The 22640-nt window shown below is 44.0% G+C and carries 21 protein-coding genes and 1 pseudogene; 11 read left to right on the top strand and 11 right to left on the bottom strand.

The annotated features are described in order from the left end of the window. Positions 1 to 126: 126 nt before the first annotated feature. Complete coding sequence (locus AB4589_RS19980; protein WP_372101567.1) at positions 127 to 639, bottom strand: hypothetical protein; 513 nt, start codon at positions 637 to 639, stop codon at positions 127 to 129. Between the two features lie 562 nt (positions 640 to 1201). Between AB4589_RS19980 and trxB the strand changes: the two genes are divergently transcribed. From trxB to cydC, 3 genes are all read left to right on the top strand, one after another. Further along, entirely contained in the window at positions 1202 to 2161 is a 960-nt protein-coding gene (gene trxB / locus AB4589_RS19975) for a thioredoxin-disulfide reductase (protein ID WP_372101566.1), read from the top strand. A gap of 161 nt (positions 2162 to 2322) precedes the next feature. Beyond that, positions 2323 to 4107: a heme ABC transporter permease/ATP-binding protein CydD gene (gene cydD / locus AB4589_RS19970; protein WP_108196050.1), complete on the top strand. Its 1785-nt coding sequence runs from the start codon at positions 2323 to 2325 to the stop codon at positions 4105 to 4107. After that, entirely contained in the window at positions 4100 to 5821 is a 1722-nt protein-coding gene (gene cydC / locus AB4589_RS19965) for a heme ABC transporter ATP-binding protein/permease CydC (protein WP_372101565.1), read from the top strand. Before cydD ends, cydC begins: the two co-directional genes overlap by 8 nt. A gap of 154 nt (positions 5822 to 5975) precedes the next feature. On the opposite strand, the gene AB4589_RS19960 is transcribed toward cydC, so the two are convergent. Beyond that, positions 5976 to 6842 carry a LysR family transcriptional regulator gene (locus AB4589_RS19960; RefSeq protein ID WP_372101564.1) on the bottom strand — a complete coding sequence of 289 codons (867 nt, stop codon included), beginning with the start codon at positions 6840 to 6842 and terminating at the stop codon, positions 5976 to 5978. Between the two features lie 142 nt (positions 6843 to 6984). On the opposite strand from AB4589_RS19960, the gene AB4589_RS19955 reads away from it, so the two are divergent. Further along, the gene (locus tag AB4589_RS19955) at positions 6985 to 7359 is read left to right on the top strand and encodes a nuclear transport factor 2 family protein (protein WP_009846458.1); all 375 of its coding nucleotides are present in this window, start codon (positions 6985 to 6987) and stop codon (positions 7357 to 7359) included. A 171-nt stretch (positions 7360 to 7530) separates the two neighbouring features. Here the strand turns inward: AB4589_RS19955 and proX are convergent, their stop codons facing one another. Genes proX through proV form a run of 3 tightly spaced genes read right to left on the bottom strand, consistent with a single transcriptional unit; the run spans position 7531 to position 10816 of the window. Then, the gene (gene proX, locus AB4589_RS19950) at positions 7531 to 8538 is read right to left on the bottom strand and encodes a glycine betaine/L-proline ABC transporter substrate-binding protein ProX (RefSeq protein ID WP_372101563.1); all 1008 of its coding nucleotides are present in this window, start codon (positions 8536 to 8538) and stop codon (positions 7531 to 7533) included. Further along, positions 8531 to 9625: a glycine betaine/L-proline ABC transporter permease ProW gene (gene proW / locus AB4589_RS19945; protein WP_371710365.1), complete on the bottom strand. Its 1095-nt coding sequence runs from the start codon at positions 9623 to 9625 to the stop codon at positions 8531 to 8533. Before proW ends, proX begins: the two co-directional genes overlap by 8 nt. 3 nt (positions 9626 to 9628) lie before the next feature. Further along, positions 9629 to 10816 (bottom strand): glycine betaine/L-proline ABC transporter ATP-binding protein ProV, encoded by a 1188-nt coding sequence (gene proV, locus AB4589_RS19940; protein WP_372101562.1) that lies wholly within the window; start codon positions 10814 to 10816, stop codon positions 9629 to 9631. Between the two features lie 700 nt (positions 10817 to 11516). Here proV and AB4589_RS19935 point away from each other — a divergent pair. Beyond that, a complete protein-coding gene (locus AB4589_RS19935; RefSeq protein WP_135383925.1) occupies positions 11517 to 12254 on the top strand; it encodes an HAD-IIB family hydrolase in 738 nt (245 codons plus the stop codon). 38 nt (positions 12255 to 12292) lie between these two features. Here the strand turns inward: AB4589_RS19935 and AB4589_RS19930 are convergent, their stop codons facing one another. The 3 genes from AB4589_RS19930 to AB4589_RS19920 form a co-directional block, all read right to left on the bottom strand. Next, a complete protein-coding gene (locus tag AB4589_RS19930; protein WP_009846453.1) occupies positions 12293 to 12505 on the bottom strand; it encodes a TIGR02450 family Trp-rich protein in 213 nt (70 codons plus the stop codon). A gap of 145 nt (positions 12506 to 12650) precedes the next feature. Further along, entirely contained in the window at positions 12651 to 15098 is a 2448-nt protein-coding gene (locus AB4589_RS19925) for a molybdopterin guanine dinucleotide-containing S/N-oxide reductase (protein WP_371710363.1), read from the bottom strand. Positions 15099 to 15118: 20 nt separating this feature from the next. Continuing rightward, positions 15119 to 16213 (bottom strand): NapC/NirT family cytochrome c, encoded by a 1095-nt coding sequence (locus AB4589_RS19920; protein WP_102250602.1) that lies wholly within the window; start codon positions 16211 to 16213, stop codon positions 15119 to 15121. Positions 16214 to 16529: 316 nt separating this feature from the next. On the opposite strand from AB4589_RS19920, the gene AB4589_RS19915 reads away from it, so the two are divergent. Both AB4589_RS19915 and AB4589_RS19910 read left to right on the top strand, forming a co-directional pair. Next, on the top strand, positions 16530 to 16805 hold the full coding sequence (locus tag AB4589_RS19915) for a nitrogenase-stabilizing/protective protein NifW (protein WP_065679126.1): 276 nt from the start codon (positions 16530 to 16532) through the stop codon (positions 16803 to 16805). Positions 16806 to 16957: 152 nt separating this feature from the next. Next, positions 16958 to 18082: a M14-type cytosolic carboxypeptidase gene (locus tag AB4589_RS19910; protein WP_371710362.1), complete on the top strand. Its 1125-nt coding sequence runs from the start codon at positions 16958 to 16960 to the stop codon at positions 18080 to 18082. Between the two features lie 138 nt (positions 18083 to 18220). Here AB4589_RS19910 and AB4589_RS19905 read toward each other — a convergent pair whose 3' ends face one another. After that, positions 18221 to 18577, bottom strand: coding sequence for a hypothetical protein (locus AB4589_RS19905; protein ID WP_012603678.1), 357 nt, complete (start codon positions 18575 to 18577; stop codon positions 18221 to 18223). A gap of 364 nt (positions 18578 to 18941) precedes the next feature. On the opposite strand from AB4589_RS19905, the pseudogene AB4589_RS19900 reads away from it, so the two are divergent. The 3 genes and pseudogenes from AB4589_RS19900 to AB4589_RS19890 all read left to right on the top strand — a co-directional run bounded on the left by AB4589_RS19900 (position 18942) and on the right by AB4589_RS19890 (position 21116). Then, positions 18942 to 20180 (top strand): annotated as a pseudogene (locus AB4589_RS19900) (DEAD/DEAH box helicase). A gap of 268 nt (positions 20181 to 20448) precedes the next feature. Beyond that, complete coding sequence (locus tag AB4589_RS19895) at positions 20449 to 20670, top strand: hypothetical protein (protein WP_009846448.1); 222 nt, start codon at positions 20449 to 20451, stop codon at positions 20668 to 20670. Between the two features lie 143 nt (positions 20671 to 20813). Next, a complete protein-coding gene (locus tag AB4589_RS19890) occupies positions 20814 to 21116 on the top strand; it encodes a thiamine-binding protein (protein ID WP_017065764.1) in 303 nt (100 codons plus the stop codon). 74 nt (positions 21117 to 21190) lie between these two features. Here the strand turns inward: AB4589_RS19890 and AB4589_RS19885 are convergent, their stop codons facing one another. Both AB4589_RS19885 and AB4589_RS19880 read right to left on the bottom strand, forming a co-directional pair. Then, complete coding sequence (locus AB4589_RS19885) at positions 21191 to 21358, bottom strand: hypothetical protein (RefSeq protein ID WP_017098648.1); 168 nt, start codon at positions 21356 to 21358, stop codon at positions 21191 to 21193. Between the two features lie 109 nt (positions 21359 to 21467). Then, the gene (locus AB4589_RS19880; protein ID WP_017098649.1) at positions 21468 to 21728 is read right to left on the bottom strand and encodes a DUF1289 domain-containing protein; all 261 of its coding nucleotides are present in this window, start codon (positions 21726 to 21728) and stop codon (positions 21468 to 21470) included. A gap of 191 nt (positions 21729 to 21919) precedes the next feature. Here AB4589_RS19880 and AB4589_RS19875 point away from each other — a divergent pair, with 191 nt between their 5' ends. After that, the gene (locus tag AB4589_RS19875; protein ID WP_009846444.1) at positions 21920 to 22366 is read left to right on the top strand and encodes an META domain-containing protein; all 447 of its coding nucleotides are present in this window, start codon (positions 21920 to 21922) and stop codon (positions 22364 to 22366) included. Positions 22367 to 22640: the final 274 nt, after the last annotated feature.

Raw genomic sequence — 22640 nt, 5'->3', positions numbered from 1 at the left:
ACTACCTTGAAAAACACCGCGAATATCAGTTAGCATTGTTCTTGGCATGGTATTGGTTATGGTTTTACTTTTGGCGAAGCAAATTATAACTCTTTACCATGCTGTTCAAAAAACACTCACGAAAGATCAACACGCCCTAGTTTCACTATTAGAAACAATGTTGTAGTTTACAAATTTAGCTCCAGACGCCAAAGCATTTGCCTCTAATGCAGCTAAAGGAAAACCATTGTTACTAACACCAAGTACTATTAGGAGATCGTTTATTTCCCACTCAATATTGAAAAGGTCTACACAAGGGACATCTTTGCATTGAACGATACTGTCTGGTTCATTTATACAACCATGAAGATGTACCGCACTCCCTCCAGCTTTCTCAATTAAGTCATCAATATTTAAAGTGTAATGTAGAAACTCAACTCCTAGTGATTGACAATATGTTTCGAGATACATACATTCGTAATGTGCTCGATTCGGCAAAAATTGTTCATATTTATGCCGAATTTTCTTTACAAGAGCCAATACTTCACAAGGTGAAGCTCCTTGGAATGCTTGGTATTCAGGTGTATTTTTAATATCTTCATATGCAGGCAGTTCTGAAGGAACAGAAAGCCCAGCACCTGATAAAATAATCACTTTCATAGTTTGGATACGTTATTGTCTATCATAATTACCAACTTTCTGGCGTTTCGCGGTATTTTATCAATATAATACAGTCATTGGTAGTAAAGCATTGATACTTGGTTATGCAACAAGAAGATAAGACAACCATAAATCCCCCAACACTTCTAGTTTCAAGTTGCTTTGCGTAACCTAAAACGTAAAAATTAACTCAAACGCCTTAAATTGCTTCTAGCCAGAACTTGCCGATGGTTTTAACTTCCTGTGAATCTACTTCGAATTAACTTTAATCTTTATCTCTCCAACAATTTATCCTTATTAAAGAGAAGATTTTATGGCGACAAATTGGCGACAAAATCCCCCTAAATGCAAAGCTATATGTTTTTATATACTGAAATTAATCGTGTAACCTATTGATATTTCGCTAACACATTGAAATACAAGACAGTCGTTTAGTTCGGTTAAGTTCTAACGTATAACGATTAATTACACTTCAGCCCTTGTTTAACCTTTTATTGCCTCCATATTTTCCATACAATCCTAAGCGATTATAAATAAAAACAATTTCAATTTCGGAGTCCTCATGAGCGACGTAAAGCACTGTAAATTATTGATTCTTGGTTCTGGCCCTGCTGGCTATACAGCTGCAGTTTACGCTGCTCGTGCAAACCTAAACCCAGTACTGGTTACTGGTATGCAGCAAGGTGGTCAGCTTACAACCACTACAGAAGTGGAAAACTGGCCGGGTGATGCTGAAGGTTTAACGGGTCCAGCACTGATGGATCGCATGAAAGAACACGCAGAGCGCTTTGAAACAGAGATCCTGTTCGACCACATTAACGAAGTCGACCTATCTAACCGCCCTTTCCGTCTTAAAGGCGATTCTGGCGAGTACACGTGTGATGCATTGATCATCTCAACGGGTGCATCGGCTAAGTACCTAGGTTTAGATTCTGAAGAAGCATTCAAAGGCCGTGGCGTTTCTGCTTGTGCAACGTGTGATGGTTTCTTCTACCGCAACCAGAAAGTAGCGGTGGTTGGTGGTGGTAACACGGCTGTTGAAGAAGCACTTTACCTATCTAACATCGCGTCTGAAGTTCACCTAGTTCACCGCCGTGACACGTTCCGCGCTGAAAAGATCCTAGTGAAACGTTTAATGGACAAAGTAGAGAACGGCAACATTGTTCTTCACACTGATCGCACACTAGACGAAGTTCTAGGCGACGATATGGGCGTAACGGGCGTTCGCATTAAAGATACTCAGTCTGATAAGACGGAAGACATCGAAGTAATGGGCGCATTCATTGCTATCGGTCACCAACCAAACACTGAAATCTTCAAAGGCCAAGTGGACATGAAAGATGACTACATCATCGTTCAGTCTGGTCTTGAAGGTAACGCAACGCAAACCAGCATCCCAGGCGTGTTCGCTGCAGGTGATGTAATGGACCACAACTACCGCCAAGCAATCACTTCTGCTGGTACAGGTTGTATGGCTGCACTGGATGCTGAACGCTTCCTAGATGGCCTTAACGATAAGTAAATCTGAGATTGCAGATTTGATTATCGGTGCTCTCGCCTCAGTAGATGCAGGGCGTCATCACATTTTGTTGTAAATCCCTAGAGCCCAGTGGTATATCCACTGGGCTTTCTTTTGTATACTAGCCGCCCTCAACAAATAATAATTATCATTAAGCCTTCATAATGGATAAGAAAAAACAACGTAGCTTGAACAAGTGGCTTAAGCAACAGAGTAAGTTAGCGAAACGCTGGCTTATGATTGCGATTAGCCTTGGCGTACTTTCAAGCGTGTTCTTAATTGCTCAAGCAGCTCTTCTCGCCTCTATTCTTCACCAGCTGATCATCGAGAATGTCGATAAATCTGAACTGGTTGGTCATTTCGCAGGCTTGGCATTATCGGTCGTTGGCCGTGCTGGCTGTACATGGGGACGTGAAATCGCAGGTTATCGCTGTGGTGAACAGATCCGTGTCTACATCAGGCAACTCATCCTAGATAAGTTACGCGAGTTAGGCCCTGCTTATATCAAAGGCAAACCTGCGGGTACGTGGGCAACGCTGTTGCTAGAACAAGTAGAAGACATGCAAGACTTCTTCTCTCGTTACTTACCTCAGATGTCTCTGTCGGTAATGATTCCATTCATTATTTTGGTTGTGGTGTTCCCAGTTAACTGGGCAGCAGGGCTGATCTTCTTACTGACTGCTCCACTGGTGCCGATGTTCATGGCACTTGTGGGTATGAAAGCGGCCGATGCAAACCGTAAAAACTTCAAAGCGCTGCAGCGTCTGTCTGGTCACTTTTACGACCGTTTGCAATCAATGACAACTATTCGTTTATTTGACCGCACCAACGCTGAAACAGAAGTACTTAAAGGTGCATCTGAAGTGTTCAGAACGCGCACCATGGATGTATTGAAGATCGCTTTCTTGTCTTCTGCAGTGCTTGAGTTCTTCACGTCGATCTCGATCGCGATGACCGCGGTTTACTTTGGTTTCACCTACATCGGTGAGCTGAACTTTGGCCACTACGGTGTTGGCATTACTCTATTCGCAGGTTTGTTCATCCTTATCTTAGCGCCAGAGTTTTACCAACCTCTGCGTGACTTAGGTACTTTCTACCACGCGAAGCAACAAGCGGTTGGCGCAGCCGAAAGTATTGTCGAGTTCTTAGAAACAGACATCACTAAGGTTAAATCAGGCGACACTCAACTCGATCCGGCTCAAGGCATTAATATTGAAGCTACCGACCTAAAAGTGTTAAGCCCTGAAGGCGTTCAATTGGTTGGTCCTATCTCGTTCGCACTGAACACTCGCCAATCGACTGCGTTAGTTGGCCCAAGTGGTGCGGGTAAAACAAGTTTGATCAATGCCATCCTTGGTTTCATGCCTTATGAAGGAAGCTTGAAAATCAATGGGGTTGAACTGCGTGACTTAGACTTAGCCTCTTGGCGTAAAACGATTAGTTGGGTTGGTCAAAACCCATTGTTGTTACACGGCAGCATTCGTGACAACGTCACTCTTGGTAAGCACGATATCGCTGACCAAACAGTTCAAAACGCACTAGAGCAATCATTTGCTAGCGAGTTCGTTAACGAGCACGGCTTGGATTACATGATTTCTGATCGCTCTGGTGGCCTGTCTGTTGGTCAGTCTCAACGTTTAGCTTTGGCTCGTGCAATGATTCAAGATGGCCAGTTCTGGTTGTTAGATGAACCCACTGCCAGCCTAGATACTCGTAGCGAACAGTTAGTGATGAAAGGCATCAATAGCAACATTGAAAGCCGCACTGCCCTACTTGTGACGCACCAACTCGCTCCTCTTAAATCAGTCGATAATATTCTGGTTATGCGCGATGGTGGTCTGGTTGAACAAGGTCATTACTCTCAGCTTTCGACTGCGGGTGGTTTGTTTGAAGAGATGCTGAACGCGAACTTAGCTCAACAAGATAATAAGGGTAATTTAGATGCGTGATTTACTGCCTTACCTGAAACTCTATAAAAAGCATTGGTTTGGCCTATCGCTAGGCATGCTATTGGCTTTTGCTACTCTGTCGGCTTCTATCGGCTTGTTAACGCTATCAGGCTGGTTCATTTCAGCTTCTGCGGTTGCAGGCCTTACGATTGCGCGTGAAACCTTCAACTACATGCTGCCGGGTGGTGGTGTACGTGGTTTGGCAATGAGCCGTACTGCGGGTCGTTGGGGTGAACGTGTTGTCAGCCATAATGCAACATTCAAATTGTTAACTGATCTGCGTATCTTCTTCTTCAAGAAGCTGGCTCCGCTGATCCCAGGTCGTATCTCAAACCTTCGAGATGCTGACCTTCTCAACCGTTTGGTTGCTGATGTAGACGCCATGGATCACGTGTACTTACGTTTAGTAAGCCCAGTGACGGTGGGTGTGTTCGGGATTTTCTTCCTGACTCTGTTCTTGATGTGGTTCGATAGTTCGCTTGGTTTGATCTTGGGTTCTATCCTTCTGATCATGCTGTTGGTTTGGCCAATCTTATTCTACAAGCTGGGCAAGCGTAACGGCGGTGAACTAACACAGAACAAAGCTGATCTACGTGTGACTACACTCGATTGGATTGAAGGCTACAGCGAACTGACTCTATTCGGTGCAGAAGAACGTTACCGTAATGCAATTCTAGAAACGCAACACAAGCTGATGGCGAATCAGTTTGTAAACGCCAACCTAACCGGTATGGCTTCAGCAGCGCTAATGCTGTTCAACGGTTTGACGCTGGTTCTTATGCTTTGGCTTGCGGCTGACGGTGTGGGTGGCAATGCACCAGACCCGTTCATCGCGCTAATGGCGTTCGCTACTATGGCAAGTTTTGAACTGCTGATGCCTATCGCAGGCGCGTTCCAGCATTTAGGTCAAACTCTGTCTTCTGCTCGTCGCTTGAACGAAGTGATTCTGTCGGAGCCTGAAGTTCAGTTTGCTGAAGAGAAACTCGACATCAACAAGCCGCTTGATATTACGTTCTCAAACGTGACGTTCAACTACCCTGACTCTGAGCGCAGTGTTCTGAACGCTGTTGACCTAACGATCCCTGCCACGCACAAGGTTGCGATTGTGGGTCAAACGGGTTCTGGTAAATCGACTCTGATTCAGCTTCTGACTCGCTACTGGGATCCTAAAAAGGGCTACATCTCAATCGCGGGTATTGAACTAACACAATGGAACGAGTCACAACTGCGTGAATCAATCAGTGTGGTAAGCCAGCGTGTCGACATCTTGAATGGCAGCCTACGCGACAACTTGTTGATTGCGAAACCAGATGCCAACGATGAGCACCTAGCTAACATCCTTAAAGACGTTGGTCTAGAAAAGCTGCTTGAGAATGACGGTCTTGATAGCTGGTTGGGTGACGGTGGTCGTCAACTGTCTGGTGGTGAGAAGCGCCGTATTGGTATCGCACGTGCCATTCTTCATGATGCCCCTATCCTGCTTCTAGATGAGCCAACAGAAGGCTTAGATAAGCAAACAGAACACAGCATCATGGCGCTGTTCGAGAAGCACTTTGAAGACAAGACGGTTATCTTCATTACGCACCGTTTGATTGGTCTGGAGTCGATGGATTCGATCGTTCTGATTGAACAAGGCGAGATTGTAGAACACGGCTCTCACGAGAAACTGTTAAACGAAGAAGGACGTTATTTCCAACTTCGTCAGGCAATCTAGCTCCTCATAAGTTATAAAGAAAACCATTCAAGGCCCGAGTTTATACTCGGGCTTTTTTGTGTCTTTATGTTTTTGTATCTTCACTCTTGAGCAATCTATTAGGCAAGTTTGGTTTTAAGCCTCTTCACTAAATCACTGACTTATCGAATTGGTTTTAAACAAAGTTCTGTTTGAGCTTCTCTTCCAACGCTTGAACGCACAGTTTGATGGCAATCGGTGTGTTTGAGGCGAATGGATTCAACGCATAAACCGTGTTTGTGGGTAGTTGAAAGCTTGGCATGATGTCGACCACTTCATTGGATAACTGAGAGAGGTAGAAATCTGGAATAACGCCGACACCGACGCCAGATTTGATCAAGGCAAGACAGCTGTGGAAAGAGTTGGTAGTGCAGCTTGCTTGTTGTTGGTAAATAAAGTTTTGATCTGTTTGAGAAGTAAAGTGATGAGAGACTTGCTTACCTTGCCATGAGTTAGCAATGTAAGGAATAGATTCAAGCTCACGAGAACGCATGCTTTCAACGCCACACAACACGTCTTTAAACTCGCCCAAGCGTTTCTGCTTTAGGTTACTGTCACGAGAAGTTCCTACTCGTACTGCGAGATCAATATCGTGTTCCATGAAATCTAAGTGCTGATCATCGCTTATCAGCTCGGGTTTTAGCTTGGGATATTGCTTCATTAGATCTGCGACAACAGGGGCGACGAGCAAGTCCATAAGAGCATTCGGTGCAGTAATACGAATCCGACCTTGTGGCTCTTCTAGCTCAGCTTTGGCCATATCCCAAGCCGAGTCAGCAATCACGTTGATGTCTTTGCAACTCAAATAAAAACGTTCACCCATACTAGTCAGAGTTTGTCTGCGTGTTGTGCGCTTGAGAAGTGAAGCCCCTAACTCTTGTTCCAGAATTTTGAGGTGCTGACTGACGACGGACTTAGACAACTCAAGCTTTTCAGCCGCAGCTGATACTGAGCCCTGCTCTACGATGTGAGCGAAAATCGACATCTGCTTTAGCTTACTCATCTTATTGTTCTCTTTTTACACACAGTATTTTCTATTATCTCTGTTTTTCAACTTAATTTCCAAGGCTAAACTGAATCCAACTTATCGAGACACCCAAATCAAAGACACAGTGTTTGAAAGAAAACTGTTATGGAGAAAGACAATGTTAAACAACCAAATTTTAGAAGCATGTAAGCAAGGCATTAACGCGTGGCAGAAAGCATTCAACAGCCAAGATGCGAAAGGTTGTGCAGATCAATATGCTGAAAGCTGTGTAATGGAAGCGCGTCCATTTGGTACTTTTGAAGGTCGTGAAGCGATTCAAGCATTTTGGCAAAACATCATCGACCAAGGTTTCAAAGACGTTGATTACACAGACGTTACGTGGGAAGAGCACCCAGAAGGCGGCTACATTTTGACGGCTAGTTGGACAATGAACAAAGCGTTTGGTGTTGTGCATCGTGAGCACTGGGCACTAGAAGCGGATGGTTGCGCTCGTTTAATCAGCGATGATTTTGAGGTTCAAGGCGAACGCTAGCCTGCTCGTTTTTAAAAGAACAAGCCGCTTTAAAAAATAATGCGATAACAGTAGTTATGTCGCTAGAAAATAGTTATGTCGCTAGAAAAACAAAGGCCGGTAGTCTGAATCAGACTACCGGCCTTCTCTTTTTATTCCAGCCTGTTATCGACTGCTTACGAAAAACAACCGTTATAGTGCCGCTTTCTTCGCTTCTGTAATCCAAGCATCAAACGTATTTCGGTTCGCTTTGATCCAACCGTTTACGTGCGCTTCGATATCAGCCGAGCTGTTCTTACCTTTACTCATCATCATGTTCTGAGCACTTACATCATTGATGTTAAGTTTGATGATTTCAAAAAGCTTCGCCGCAGATGGGTTGTTCTTAGCAAACTCTTTGTTCGCAATAATACGCATCGAGTTCATTTCGAAGCCGTAGTTCTTACCGTTAGACAAAGTAGTATCAACATTCGCACGATCACCCGGAAGTGAAGAGAATGGAACTTCTAACCAAACTACGTCTTCGTTAGGAACCAATACACCACTTACCCAATAAGGTGTCCACGTGTAGTAAAGAACTGACTCGCCCTTTTGGTAACGTGAAATCGTATCTGCGATGATCGCTGCATAGTTACCTTGGTTGTGAGTAACGGTATCGTCCAATTTGAATGCAGAGATTTGGTGTTCGATGACCATCTCACAACCCCAACCAGGGTTACAGCCCGTCAGGTCTGCTTTGCCATCACCATCAGCATCAAACAGCTTAGCGATTTTTGGATCAGTCAATTGACCAATGTTAGTGATGTTGTACTTTTCAGCGGTTTTCTTATCAATAAGGTAACCTTGAGCGGCACCACTTACATATTGGCCTTCACGGTAGAATTTGTCATCGCCACCCGCCATTTTGTATTTGTCAGCGTGTAGTGGGAACCAACCTACTGTTAGGAACGTTGCGTCACCTTTTGCGATAGAAGTGTAAGCTACGTTGTAGTCCACTTCTTGCGTTGATTTCACATCGTAACCAAGCTCTTCTAAAGCATGGTTAACAATCAGTGTTTGGAACGTTTCTTCAGCAACTGAAGATTGAACGGGCTGAACTGATACACCTTCACCCGGTAAGCTTGCAGCCCACACGTTCGTTGATACAGCCAGTGTCGAAACGATGCTAACGGCTAGCTTACTCTTCCATGAATTATTCATTGGTGTTTTTCCTTAGTTGTAGTTCTGATTGTTTACCGCGATTTAAAGCTTTTAGCACAAGGGAAACAGGCCCCATGTGATACCAGCGTAATTTTGTATTACCTGCATTTACCCCGAGAACTTGGGTAATGCGGTCAAGTAGGATTGCAAGAATAACAATGCCTAGGCCACCAACAGCGGCTAATCCCATATCCAGTCGGCCAATACCTCTCAGTACCATTTGACCTAATCCACCTACCGCGATCATTGATGCGATAACCACCATCGATAGCGACAACATCAGTGTTTGGTTCACGCCCGCCATGATGGTTGGCAGTGCAAGTGGTAGTTGAATTCGGTAAAGCATCTGCTTTTTGCTGGCACCAAATGAGTGACCCGCTTCGATCAGATCTTCCGGTACTTGCTGAATACCCAAGATAGTCAAACGTACAACAGGAGGAAGTGCGAATATGATCGTCACCACCACACCCGGAACGTTACCGATACCAAACAACATTACGATGGGTACAAGATAAACGAAGGCTGGCGTCGTTTGCATGGCGTCGAGAATTGGGCGTACGAATTTAGCCGCGGTATTGCTGCGGGCGAGCCATATCCCCATGGGTAAGCCGATCAGCAGACAGAAGAATACCGATGTCATGACCAGTGAAAGCGTGGTCATCGCTTCAGACCAAGCGCCAATCAAGCCAATAAAAGTCAAAGAAACGGCTGTAGCCAAACCAAGCTTCAGGTTTGAAAACTGCCATGCAACGAGAAACAAAATGATCAACATGAATGGTGCAGGTGTCGACACCAACGCCGTTTCAAATGAACTTAGAATGAAATCGATAGGCACACGGATTGCTTGAAACAATGGACGTCCGTGCTCAACTAACCAATTCAGTCCAGACTCTACCCAAGTGTCGACGGGCAACACTGCTTCTGCAAAAGGGTTAAGTGGGTCAAAAGGTGTCGTTTCGACTGTTTCGCTGCTTAACCAATCTGCTGATGGTGAGGTATCCGCTGCTTGACCCCAAGGATCACTTGCAGGTTGAGCTGCTGGAGCTGATTGAGACCATGGGTCATTATTTGTTTGTTCAGACGACATGATCTACCCCTTATCCAATGTTTGTAACAGTCGTGACTTAGTTACCACGCCAAAGTAATTACCTTGCTCATCCACAACAGGAACGGAGTAAGGCACACCGCCAACAAGGCCAAGCACATCATTGATTGGTAAATCTGGGTTCAGCGTTAAACCATCATCGAGCTGAGCGCTGACGAGTGATTTGTTCTCTTTGTGTGCTTTACGAAGGGAATCAATAGAGACAATGCCGGAGTAACGACTGCTTTTCTCAACAACAATGCCGTATTCACGGTCGTTATCCATCAAGATTTGTAGAGCGGACGCTGGGCCGTCATGCTCAGATTTCTTAAATACCGCTGCAGGTTTCTTACGTGCAATGTCTTTCACCGTAAGAACACTTGCTACATTTACACCACGGAAGAAGGCTTCGACATAATCGTTCGCTGGGTTGTTAAGAATTTCGTCTGGGGTACCCACTTGAACCACCTCACCGTTTTGCATAATGGCAATACGGTCACCGATTCGCATCGCTTCATCCAAATCATGGGAGATGAAAACAATGGTTCGTTTGTCATCATTTTGAAGACGAATCAGTTCATCTTGCATTTCAGTACGAATCAAAGGATCGAGTGCAGAAAACGCTTCGTCCATTAACAGAATATCAGGGTCACATGCTAGAGCACGAGCCAAACCAACACGCTGCTTCATACCGCCAGACAATTCATCAGGGTAAGATTCTGAATACGGCCCGAGACCGACTCGTTCCAACGCTTCAAATGCGGACTGTTTTCTCTTATCGACTTCAACACCCGCTAGTTCAAGACCAAACGCGGCGTTTTCAATCACTGTCATGTGAGGCATCAATGCGAAGTTTTGGAAAACCATGGAGATGTTGTTGCGACGGACTTCGCGGAGCTCATCTTCTGAGGTGTGGGCAATGTCTTTGCCTCGAAGAAGCACATTACCTTTGGTAGGTTCAATCAAGCGGTTAAGAAGGCGTACTAGGGTTGATTTGCCAGATCCTGACAGGCCCATTATGACGAAAATCTCGCCTTCTTGAATGCTAAGAGAAACATCGTTAACGCCGATCGTTAACCCTGTTTCTTCGAAAAATTTATCTTTGTTCGCGCCTTCATTAATCATTGTAAAAGCACGGTCGGTGTCTTCACCAAACACCTTGTACAGTCCCTTAACTTCCAGTATGGGATCCATGTAATCTAATCCTTTCTTAGTTATTTAAACTAATAGTTATTTAAACTCAAAACCGATTATTTAAACTTAAAAACGGTTGTTTAAACTTTAAAATGGTTATTTAAACCCGAAAAACGATTAGCACTCTAAGCAATTAACCCATGCAAATCAAGGGGCATCGTTCTGTAAAGCCGATGAAAAACCGTTAAAACCCCAGCTCAAATAAAGGTCAAATATCAAGCCCATACAAAGCAAAATATTGATAATAAAGAAATTTAAATCACACTCAACACCTGCGGCATTATGTATTACTTACAGATAGATTATTGAATATTTATTTCACATCAGAACAATTAATAGGCTAAATAGACCAAGAATATGCACAAATAGTTCGTGTACAAATAATTCGAACACAAACCAATTAAGAGAGTTTAAACGCCACCAAGACTGGTAAATTAACACCATTACGAGGCGCGCACTCCCAATGACTTTTACACACATATGAAGGGCAATCTGGATAGAGTCCGTCCAATTAGGCACAGATCGGATTGATACCTTCATCTCCGATATAGAAGACATAACACCAACTGTGATACTTGCTGCAAACTGTCAAAAGTCGATTACCCAGGCCGAAAGACAACTTGTAGAGTACACATTGCTGTTCCATTCTTTATCTAAAGGTTGGGCACTCTTTCGGACGGATAAAAGGACAGGTATTAGAATGATAAAAATGCTGGTGTGTGACTTTGATGGCACGCTTGATGGCGGCTCGTCTCATGGGGTTGATCAGTTGTTTAACTACTTAACAAAGCAACCGGATATCCGCTTTATCATCGCGACAGGTAGAACACTGCCCTCAATTCGTGTGGGTTTAGCTTCTGACAACTACCCGAAACCACACACGATTATCAGCGACGTAGGCACGAGAATTCATCACGAGCACTCCCAAACGCCGGATCACACCTGGCACAATCAATTAGAAGCATCTTGGAACAAGTCAAAGGTTGAGTCTGCACTTGCATCGCTCGATTTCATGGGAGAGCGCTTAGAGAGCCATCAAGGGGACTACAAGATCACTTTCGAAGGAAAACTGTCTGACTCTCAGCACGAGCTAATTGAATCAAGCTTGGAGTCACACGGACTGGATGTAGACCTCACCTACTCACACGATTGGTACTTAGATATCACGCCTAAAGGTGTCAACAAGGCCACTGCGATTCATCATCTACTTAAACAACATCAGTTAAGCATTGAAGAGGTATGCGTGGCTGGCGACTCAGCGAACGACACCTCGATGCTAACCATAAATGGCGTAAATTCAATATTGGTCGCGAATCATTACCCTGAGATCGCTCACCTGTCCGATCGAGATAACGTATACACCAGCAGAGCAACACATGCAGAGGGTGTATTAGAAGGCCTTAAATACTGGCAAGGGCTTGCTGCGTCGGGTAATTAATACCAGTGTATCAAGCAGGTCGTCTCTACTTGATACACTTATTTCCAACCAGGAAGCCAATGATCCTTATCGGTTAGATCGCGCCAGTTAATGTCTTCTTCTCGTTTCGTCATCACCGCTTCTATTAAGCAACGAATGACCTCCCCTTCTTCGAATTCGACCTCAGTGATCATAAAGTGCTTTTCTTTCTTTACTGGGCTAACGGCCGTCCATTTACTGCGAAGTAGTTTCTTTGGATTGATTCGATTCATTGATCTTATCTCTCGCTGTGATGTCGTTGATTAATATGAGTTGTCTACTCGACACTGGGTAATAGTCTCTATGACGCAAAAAAGATCATAAAAAAAGCCAGCGATTAAAGCTGGCTCTATTCTGGTGATTGTTTCTCGTTAGAGATTAACCATTTTTAGGTGGATCAAATGCCGTCAGTTCTAATGCTGGGCCTGTGTATTTTTCAATTTTCACAAGCGCAGAATTCGCAGCACAACCATTTGCCAAACGAGAAGTTGGAATATCCAACGTGAGCACGTTACAGCCACCATTTTTACATAAACCTGTCTCTTTATCTAAATCTGGCCAACCGCCTTCATGGATACATACAGCACCCTGTTTGATACCATCAGTCACTAATGCACCAACCAGTACTTGTCCACGATCGTTATATGCACGAACCAAATCTCCGGTTTTGATGCCACGTACTTTCGCGTCTTCTACGTTAATGGAGATAGGTTCACGGTTACCAATAGCGTACTCTTCACGCAATTTTGCATAGTTAAATTGACTGTGTAAACGGTGGGCCGCATGCGCTGTCATCAACTGAAGTTCATCACTCTTCGCTTTACCAAAGAACTCTGTAGGCTCAATCCACGTTGGATGCGCTGGACAATCCGCAAGATTGTAGCCTTCGATTGTTTTAGAGAAGATCTCGATCTTACCACTTGGTGTACCTAGCGGATTCATCACAGGGTCTTTACGGAAATCAGCATGGCGAACGAACTGTGCAGCTTTCTTGTTGTATTTCATTTCAATAAGCTGGTTATCATCCCAGAACTTACCAAACTTAGGCATACGTACACGTGCAGATTTACCCGCTTTTTGCGCTGCATCGTAGAAGCCTTTCAACCAAGCCATTTCGTCTTTACCTTCAGTAAAGACATCGCGACCACCGGCTTTGATCATCTCAGACATATCTGCAAATACATCAAAGTCGTTACGCGCTTCACCTTGAGGTTCAACTACCTTCTTCATTGGTACTAAATGTTGGTTACTGTAGTCACCTGTCATCGTCATATCATTACGTTCAAATGACGTAGTGATTGGCAATACAATATCCGCATGCTTAGCCGCTGCAGTCCAGTAGATCTCAGAGATAACCACAAGTTCAGGTTTTTGCCACGCTTTGATCAAACGGTTGGTATCTTGGTGATGAGTAAAGTTACCACCGCCCGCCCACCAAATCATTTTCAGGTCAGGGAACGTCAGTTCATGACCATTGTGCATATATGATTTGCCTGGGTTTTCCAGTGCTTCTGTAATACGAGCAACAGGGAAGCTGTTCACCGCACCTGAAACTGCCCAGTCGTTACCTGCTGAAGAACCACCACCGATCGAAGCTGAAATCGCAGGTAATACACCAGCATCGCGTGTTGGGTTACCACCATTAGAATAGTGGTAAGACAGACCAAAACCACCGCCAGGAAGACCAATCTGACCAAGCATTGCAGCTAACGTCGCAATCATCCAGTGGCGTTGCTCACCGTATTGTTGACGCTGAATGCCCCAACCCGCCATAAGCATAGTGCGGTTCTGGCTAAAGATGTCTGCTAGAAGCTCAAGTTGTTTCGCAGGAACGCCTGTGATCTCTTCAGCCCATGCTGGCGTCTTTTCAACACCGTCTTCTTTACCCATTAGGTACGCTTCAAACTTATCGTAACCACTGGTGTACTTATTCAGGAACTCTACGTCATGCTTACCCTTCTTAACTAAAGAGTGCGCGATACCCATCATCATTGCGACATCGGTCATTGGGCGCGGCGCAATCCACTGAACTGTGTCACCAAAGAAATCAACGGTTTCGGAACGCATTGGGTCAATCGCGATGATTGTCTTGCCGGACTTCTTAAGTTGATGGAAGAACTCTAGGCCTGAACAGTCGGTTGAACTCCATGCAATCTTAAGCGTGTTCATTGGGTTCATACCCCACAACACAACAACGTCTGAGCTCTCTAGTACCACAGGGTGAGTGGTTTGCTGTTCATAAACTTCGATCGATCCCATTACGTGCGGCATGATCACTTGTGCCGCGCCCGTTGAGTAATCACCTAAGTGACCAGAGTAACCACCAGCCAAGCTCATGTAACGTTGCAGCAACGTTTGTGCTTTATGCAGTACGCCACTTGAACGCCAACCGTAAGAGCCCGCAAATACAGATTCAGGTCCGTTCTCTTTACGAATACGCGTTTGCTGTTCGTGGATCAGCTTATAAGCTTCATCCCAAGACACTCGAACGTAGTCGTCATCACCACGAGAGCCTGTTGGCGCCGATGGATTGTCTAGGAAACCTTTACGTACCATTGGGTATTTGATACGCGCTTTGGTATGAACCTGATCAGGGCCTGTCGTTTGCAAGCTGTTTGGCACTGTTTGTGCCAGAGCATTAGTCGTTGAAACCAACTTGCCATCTTTTACTTCACACAACATCGGACCCATACGACCTGCTGTTAATATACCTTTACCACGCTTATTCGCAGCCGATGCTGTCATTGGCGTCAATGATGTGAATGCCAGCGCACCAGCAGCCATGCTTGTTCCTTTGAGGAATCCGCGACGAGTAATATCTGTCATAATTATTTCCCTTTTGTTTCTTAGTGGCCAGCCACATCTTTTGCGTGGTTCTGGAAGTATTTAGTAAGAAGTTCTAAATCTTGGTCTGAAATGTCAGTTCTTTCGCCCATGCCTTTCGCAACGGGGCCCCAAGCATTAACGGTGAAGTGGTTCGCGCCAATTTTTGCGTGGCATGTCGAGCAGTAAACGTTGTCGAGTTCTTCAGCGTACTCCCAGATTGGCTCGAGTGAATCCAGTACAGGCGCATCAACATTCGCGGTTAGCACCGCCGTTCGCCATTCATTGCCGTATGCATCCGTTTTAAAATCACCAACGTCAAGGTTCTGTTGCCCTTGGTCTGTCAGCATCGCAACGATTGAGCGCTGACCTTCGCCGTAGTAAAGCACCTGTTCTGCACCCTTCATTTGGTAAGCATGCAACTCGATTGTGCGCTCAGTACCTTCAACACTTTTCACATCTAGGCGTGCCGTTGGATTAATAGTGCCAAGGTCACCAATACTGATGGTTTCTGCTGAGTAAACGACTTTCGCATTCGGGTCTGTTTTTTCGGTGAATGCCATCAAATTATCAAAGGCTTCGCTGTCCATTTCTGGCTCAGGAGCAAAGTGAGCAACACCTTTGTGGCAGTCGATACAAGTCTGATTATTCTCTTGTCCGTACTCATGCATTTTTGCTGCATCTTCAGATTGCTCGTAGCTGTCCATCGCATCGAAAGTATGACAAGAACGACACGTGGCTGAATCGCTTTCACGCAGTTGTGCCCACACTGTTTCTGCCATTGCCATACGATGTTCTTCGTATTTATCTTCTGTATCAATTTTGCCGGTTACGAACTCATGATAAATATCTTTAGACGCACGAATTTTTGTGATTACGTAGTCAATTGGATCAGAAGGAATATGACAGTCAGAACACTCAGCTCGAATGCCTTTTGCATTGCTGAAGTGGATTGAACCTTCATATTCTTCATACGGAATTTGCATAGTGTGGCAAGAAGTACAGAACTCAGTACTCGATGTGTAGTGCATAACGGCTGCAGTACCGCCCAGCGTTAGCCAACCAATACCTATACCAACAGCGGCAATAAGAGCGATATATCGTTTTTTAATAGACATATTTAGAAATCATCTTCAACAATTAGTAACAATTGCGATCAGAATAATACTTTAGGGGTAGTCACTATTGATTCACGTCATAAATTGTCTTTATTGACAATAAAGAAAGTGAGCAATGAGACTTCAATACAACTCACTTATAACCGTGACTGCGCAACCAATTGGTTTGATATTCACAAAACAAATAAAGCCAATCTCATTTATAAAATTCAACTAAAAATAACTACACGCCTTCCTATTTAAATCGCACTAAAATCAAGATAAGGAGTAACGAACCCGCCTATAATATTTGCAAAATTACGGCATTGAATTAGGCATGAACCAAACAGAGTTCCAACAAAAAATAGCGAGTTTTACTTCGATTGAACAAGCCCTTGATTACTTTGAAATTGGGTTTGATAGCAAGTTCATCGACCAAAATAGAATAGAGCTTGTGAAGCGCTTCAATGGTTATCTGATCCTGTCAAAGCCGGATGATTGGTTTGCTGGAAGAAGAGCGCTGAAAAATGCGTACTGTAAGGTGCAACGCAGTAAACTCGATCGCTATACACGCTCTGCCTGTCGTGGTTGCACGACTTGCCAACGTCGATAGCTCAAAGTTAACCGTTAAATAGCTGTCGATTTAAAAGTAGGCAGCTAAAAAACAGATAGCTGAAATAACATCTCATTACGATTTAGTTAGTGGTTTGCTCGAAAAAAAGTGTGCTAATCTTACGGCAACTCAACTACGAGATAAAAACTACAATGAAAATTTTAAGCAACTTCGAAAGCGGCAACATTCACGTCGTTTCAGCAGATTCACCACAAAACATTCAACTAACTATTCCAGCGGATAATCAAACTGAAATCGCACAATGGTTTCATTTCCGCTTAGAAAGTGAAGCTCAACAAGCTCACCACTTTGAAATCGGCCAATTGGCAACATCTGCCTACCCTGAAGGCTGGAAAGATTATGATGTGGTTGCATCGTATGACCGTGAAGAGTGGTTCCGCATTCCATCTCAATTCGATGGCGACACTTTAAGCTTTGATATCATTCCTGAACACGATTCAATGTACTTCGCGTACTTCGCACCGTATTCATACGATCGTCATCAAGATCTCTTGCACAGTGCTCAAACGCACCCTGCTTGTAAGCTAGAAACTCTGGGCCATACGTTAGATAACAACGACATCACTTTGCTAACCATCGGTGAGCCAAGTGCAGAGAAGAAAAACATCTGGGTTATTGGTCGCCAACATCCGGGCGAGACCATGGCTGAATGGCTGATCGAAGGTCTGCTACAACGCTTGCTTGATGAAACAGACACAGTTGGTCGTTCACTTCTAGACAGCGTTGTATTCCGCGTTGTACCTAACATGAACCCAGACGGCAGTATCCGTGGCCACCTACGCACTAACGGTATTGGCGTTAACCTAAACCGTGAATGGCAGTCACCTTCTATGGAACGCAGCCCTGAGGTTTTCTTTGTTCGCGAGCGCATGCTAGAAACTGGCGTTGACCTTTGTCTAGACATTCACGGCGACGAAGCAATCCCATATAACTTTGTTGCTGGTAGCGAAGGCACACCTTCATACAACGAGCGCATTGCAAAACTAGAGAATCACTTCAAGCAAGCTCTTCTGACTATCACGCCAGAGTTCCAAGATGAATTTGGCTACGATAAAGACGAACCGGGCAAAGCAAATATGACCGTCGGCACAAACTGGATCGGCGAACAGTTCAAGTGTTTGGCATACACTGTCGAGATGCCATTTAAAGATCACATCAGCCACGCTGACGAACTGTACGGTTGGTCTCCAGAGCGCAGTGTTGCATTTGGTCACGACATGCTAGCAGCGGTTTGGGCAACAGTAGACGAGCTATAAGACGAAACAAACTCGTTAGTTTGTCTTTAGAAGTAGTTTGTTCATATAGATGACAAAGCCCAGCACTCGTCAAAGTGCTGGGCTTTTTATATCAGATAATGATGAGTTACTTGGGTTTTAGGCGTTTAGAAGCTTTGCTTATGCCACTCTGAGGTTCGCGAAGAAAACCGGGTACCTTTGCCTAATGTGTCGTTGTTCAGCCACCATATCTTTGAAACTCGGGCCTTGTGATAACAGAACGATCACTTCATCGCCTTCTTGCCTCAATACAGAACCACGAATATCAATGCTGTTATTACCATGCAACCATAAAGTGCCTGCCATTGAGAAGCCTCGATAGACCGGGATGATGTTACTCATCATCAAGCGCACGCCTTTTTCAGAAACTTCACTGACATGAAAAAGTTCATCTTTGATTCGTATCACTGGGCGCGCCTTTTTAGGGTACTTCAGGCGGTAATACTCACGTTTCTGGGTGAATGACTCTTCACTCATCGATGACTCCCTGTCTCTATTTTTATTTCTATTTATTAAAAAACAAGCTAGTAAAACAACTCAAAAACACACCATACCGTTGACTCTATTCATCCTTTAACTTCTAAGCTAGATTCAAAACAAAGATGCCAACCAAATGGATAACTGATAATTATATCGACTTTGTGATCAATTGCTTTAGGTTTTTACTCCAAAATATTCATAGTCTTTAGGATTCAATAAAAAATGGGATGTAAGTCGTCTATCTCAAATTCGATTTCGCCATATTAAGACTAAAGGGCAAGCTGAAGTTCACCGATAAACTGATTCTCTAACTTTTGACGTCCTGTTAAACTCCACCTCCCTTTTGATACTTGGTTCATTTATGTCATTTGATAGCCTAGCCCTTAACCCAAAAACCGTCTCCGCGATCCCATCTCAATTCAATAAGCCGACAGAGATACAGCAAGCGGTAATTCCTGCAATTATTGCGGGGAAAGACGTGCTGACGTTGGCTCAAACGGGTAGCGGAAAAACGTTGGCATTTGGCTTACCTTTGCTGAACAGCATCAAGCATGATGTAAATGAACTACAAGCGATAATCATTGTTCCAACCCGTGAACTTGCCTCTCAAGTAGCCAAAGCACTAGAACCCATCGCAACCACACTTGATATCAAAACGGTGACACTGACTGGTGGAGTTGATATCGAGATCCAGCAACAGCAATTGTTAGAAAAGCCACAACTCGTGATCGCAACTCCTGGCCGCCTACATGCCGTTATTCAAGAGAACAAGCTCGAGCTAACCCAATGCAAGTCTTTAGTTCTTGATGAGGCAGACCGTTTACTCGACATGGGATTTTGGCCAGATGTTCAAACCATTATTTCTGCTCTTCCTAAAAAGCATCAAACACTGCTGTTTTCGGCTACGCTGCCAAAAGAGCTGATCAGTCAGACTGAGGCGCTTCTTGTTAATCCAGTAAAAGTTACGACGCATCAAGAAAACAGCGTGGTCGCGGCTATTGAAGAAACTCTGTACTTAGTGAACAAAGGCAGTAAAGCTCAAGCGCTGATCGCCCTAGTCAATCAGCACGCATGGTCGCAGGTCTTGGTATTTATTGGCGCAAAAGACAATGCAGATGCATTAACCAAGCGATTGAATAAAGCCAAAATCAGTGTGAATGCGCTACACGGAAATAAGAGCCAAGAAGAGCGAGAGTAAGCATTAGAGAGTTTCAAAAATGGCAAGACTCGTGTGCTTATCGCCACCGACGTTATGGCTAGAGGCATCCATATTGATCAACTACCTGTCGTAATTAACTTTGATTTGCCATCGCATTCGGCGACTTACGTCCACCGAGTTGGTCGCACAGCAAGAGCAGGAAGTACTGGCAGCGCGATCTCTCTGGTTAGCCACAGCGAAACTGACTACCTGAATGCAATTCGTACTCTGACCAATAAACCTCTTATGCTACAAGCGTTGGAAGGCTTCCCTGTTACAGACAAACCTGCATCTGAAACGGCAGCTCGCAAACGTCCGCCTAAAGACAAAATGGCTAACCGAAGAACCGCAAAAAAGAAGAGTGTTAAGCAATTTAAGAGCAAACCAAGTTCTTCGAAATAACCTGTTCTTCAAAATAACCACAGAAAATCGAATAGCCCAGTTTGCACTGGGCTTTTTTATGGTTGATCTCATATTAGCAGGACCAAAATACAAACTTACGCCCTCAAACCTCCATAAAGATGCCAACCTAAATGACACTTTTATGAATTATGATGCCAAGGTATTGATTCTTGGTTGCTCAAAAAAAATACTCTGAAATCACGTTGACGCCCCTATATCTGACAACTAGATTTTTCTATTAGTGTCTAAAAACCGGGAGGTCATTGAAATGAAACGTGCAAGCTCTACATATCGATTACAACTGATTAAGGAAGTGGCAACTCGCCGAGATCGTCAGCGTTCTAATGACCCGATGGCAAACTACATACAAAACCTAATAGACAACAAAGATGACTGTGATACCTCGGTGGAGCGTAACCAGAGATTCAGTGGCAGTCATTTTGATGAGCATATTGGTGGTTGGGTTAGCGACCATTGGGGTAGCAAGTAAGCCTACATCTCTAGTCACTGATATAGTCGATAGAACAGCATCGTTAGCTGTAAAATTAATATCTGCATTAACCTATTATCTGCAACAATTCCCTATCCAAGAGTAAGCAGAAAGTGTCTGAGTTAAAAAGAGAAAAAGAAGTGATGGTTGCCTTCCAAGTGATCCCTCGCGTTAAAGAAGGCAACAACTTCGAAGTGGTTGATAAAGCAATTGAAGTTGTGAAAGCTGCCGATGTGCCTTTCCAAGTCGGAGCTATGGAAACCACGATGAAAGGTGAACTCAACCAACTGCTAGATATCGTTAAAAAAGCAGAACAAGCTTGCTACGATGCAGGGGCTGTAGAAGTGATCACAAACATTAAAATTCACAGTAAAACCACCGAAGCCGATGATACATTTTGCACGTACCATCGTGGTGTAACGAAAGCGAATCACATGTTTGTTTAGCAATATGTTTATTTCAGAAAGCTGTTTATTTAAGAAAACAGGGCTTTAAGAAAGACTCTGAAGAACCAGTGATGTTATTGAAAAGGCATGTCTGAAAGGTGAGAAAGGATTTCCATTCGCTCTTCTTCTGACATCGAATGCCAATCACGCGGAGTCTCTTCAGGGTCATCTTTCGCCCCGATTGGTTTTCGATCCAGTGCTTTAACTGGCTCTTTTTTGAATTTTCCGTTCTTTTTATTCATACCGACACCACTCCTTCAGGTACAAAGGTACCTACCTTAATATTACACCCCAACCATTATGTAAAGTAATAGTTACCTCGAGGTTAAATAAAATTTCAATACTTCCTCTTTAGCCGAAAAGATCTCTTTGGGGACTTGTACTTCCCTCTTCGTCAACCGACTTACCAACCAAATTTTTTTGCTTCATTATTTTTCTTCTATAGCGCTGACGACACAGCTTTATGACGTGTAACTGTTCTGACGGCGTCATCGACATCCAATTAAAGCGCTCCTCCCTTTTACGCATACAGCCATTGCAATAGCCTTTGTCATCGCTTGAGCAAACCCCGACGCAAGGGCTTGGAACTTGGAAAAACTCTAACTGCTCCACCGCGCCTCCTTACATAATCAAAATTACGCTTACTATCTCAAAAATAAGCGATTAATTTGTCGCCTAGCTCATGAAATCCATACTAAACTATGACCTTATACTGACACATATAGTGTTTTGTAAACTATACTTTGAACCCATCAAGTTACACTTATTCGGTAACTTCGTTCTTTCCTTTGGAGCCTTATAATATGAAGTTTAGTTCAAAAAAATTACTAGCAGTAGCCGCTTTACCTATGATGCTAGCAGCATGCACAACAACAGGTGATAACGCGATGCAAGTAACACCAACCGATCTACAGCACCATAATTGGGAACTTGCGCAAATTGATGGCAAGAACATTGAGAAAAGCGAACACCAAGCGACACCTCGTCTAGAGATCGGCGAAAAGATGACGGCAAACGGCATGGCTGGTTGTAACAACTTCTTCGGTCAAGGCGAACTAAAAGACGGTCAATTCCGCATTAAGCAAATGGGCATGACCATGAAAATGTGTCACGGCTCAGCAATGGAAATCGAACAATCGGTTTCCGCGACTCTAAGCGAGTGGAGCGACGTAACACTAACAAACGATACGCTAGTATTGAAAAACGATGTACACACGCTAACGTACACAATTCGTGACTGGGTAAACTAATCAGTCAAAGAAACCAAATATTGATTGAAGGAGCCCTAGTGGCTCCTTTTTTATTGCTTTTTTACACTCATGATTCCTTCAAAACTGACACTCATCGCTTACTTTTCGTACCAACCTCCAATAAACCTAAAAAATCTATCATTTGAGTGCAATAAATTCATCAGTTCAACGGTCTGTTGCTAGGATGGTAATAGCCCTTAAGTAATTGATTGAATTTACTGTTGAATTAGAAATTATTTCAGAAACAGATAGAATAATAGGGCGTGTTGATCTT

It is taken from the genome of Vibrio sp. 10N.222.49.A3, assembly GCF_041475145.1.
Classification (GTDB): Bacteria; Pseudomonadota; Gammaproteobacteria; order Enterobacterales; family Vibrionaceae; genus Vibrio; species Vibrio tasmaniensis_A.
Note: the sequence above shows the minus strand (reverse complement) of the source record. Positions and strands in the feature narration are given on the sequence as shown.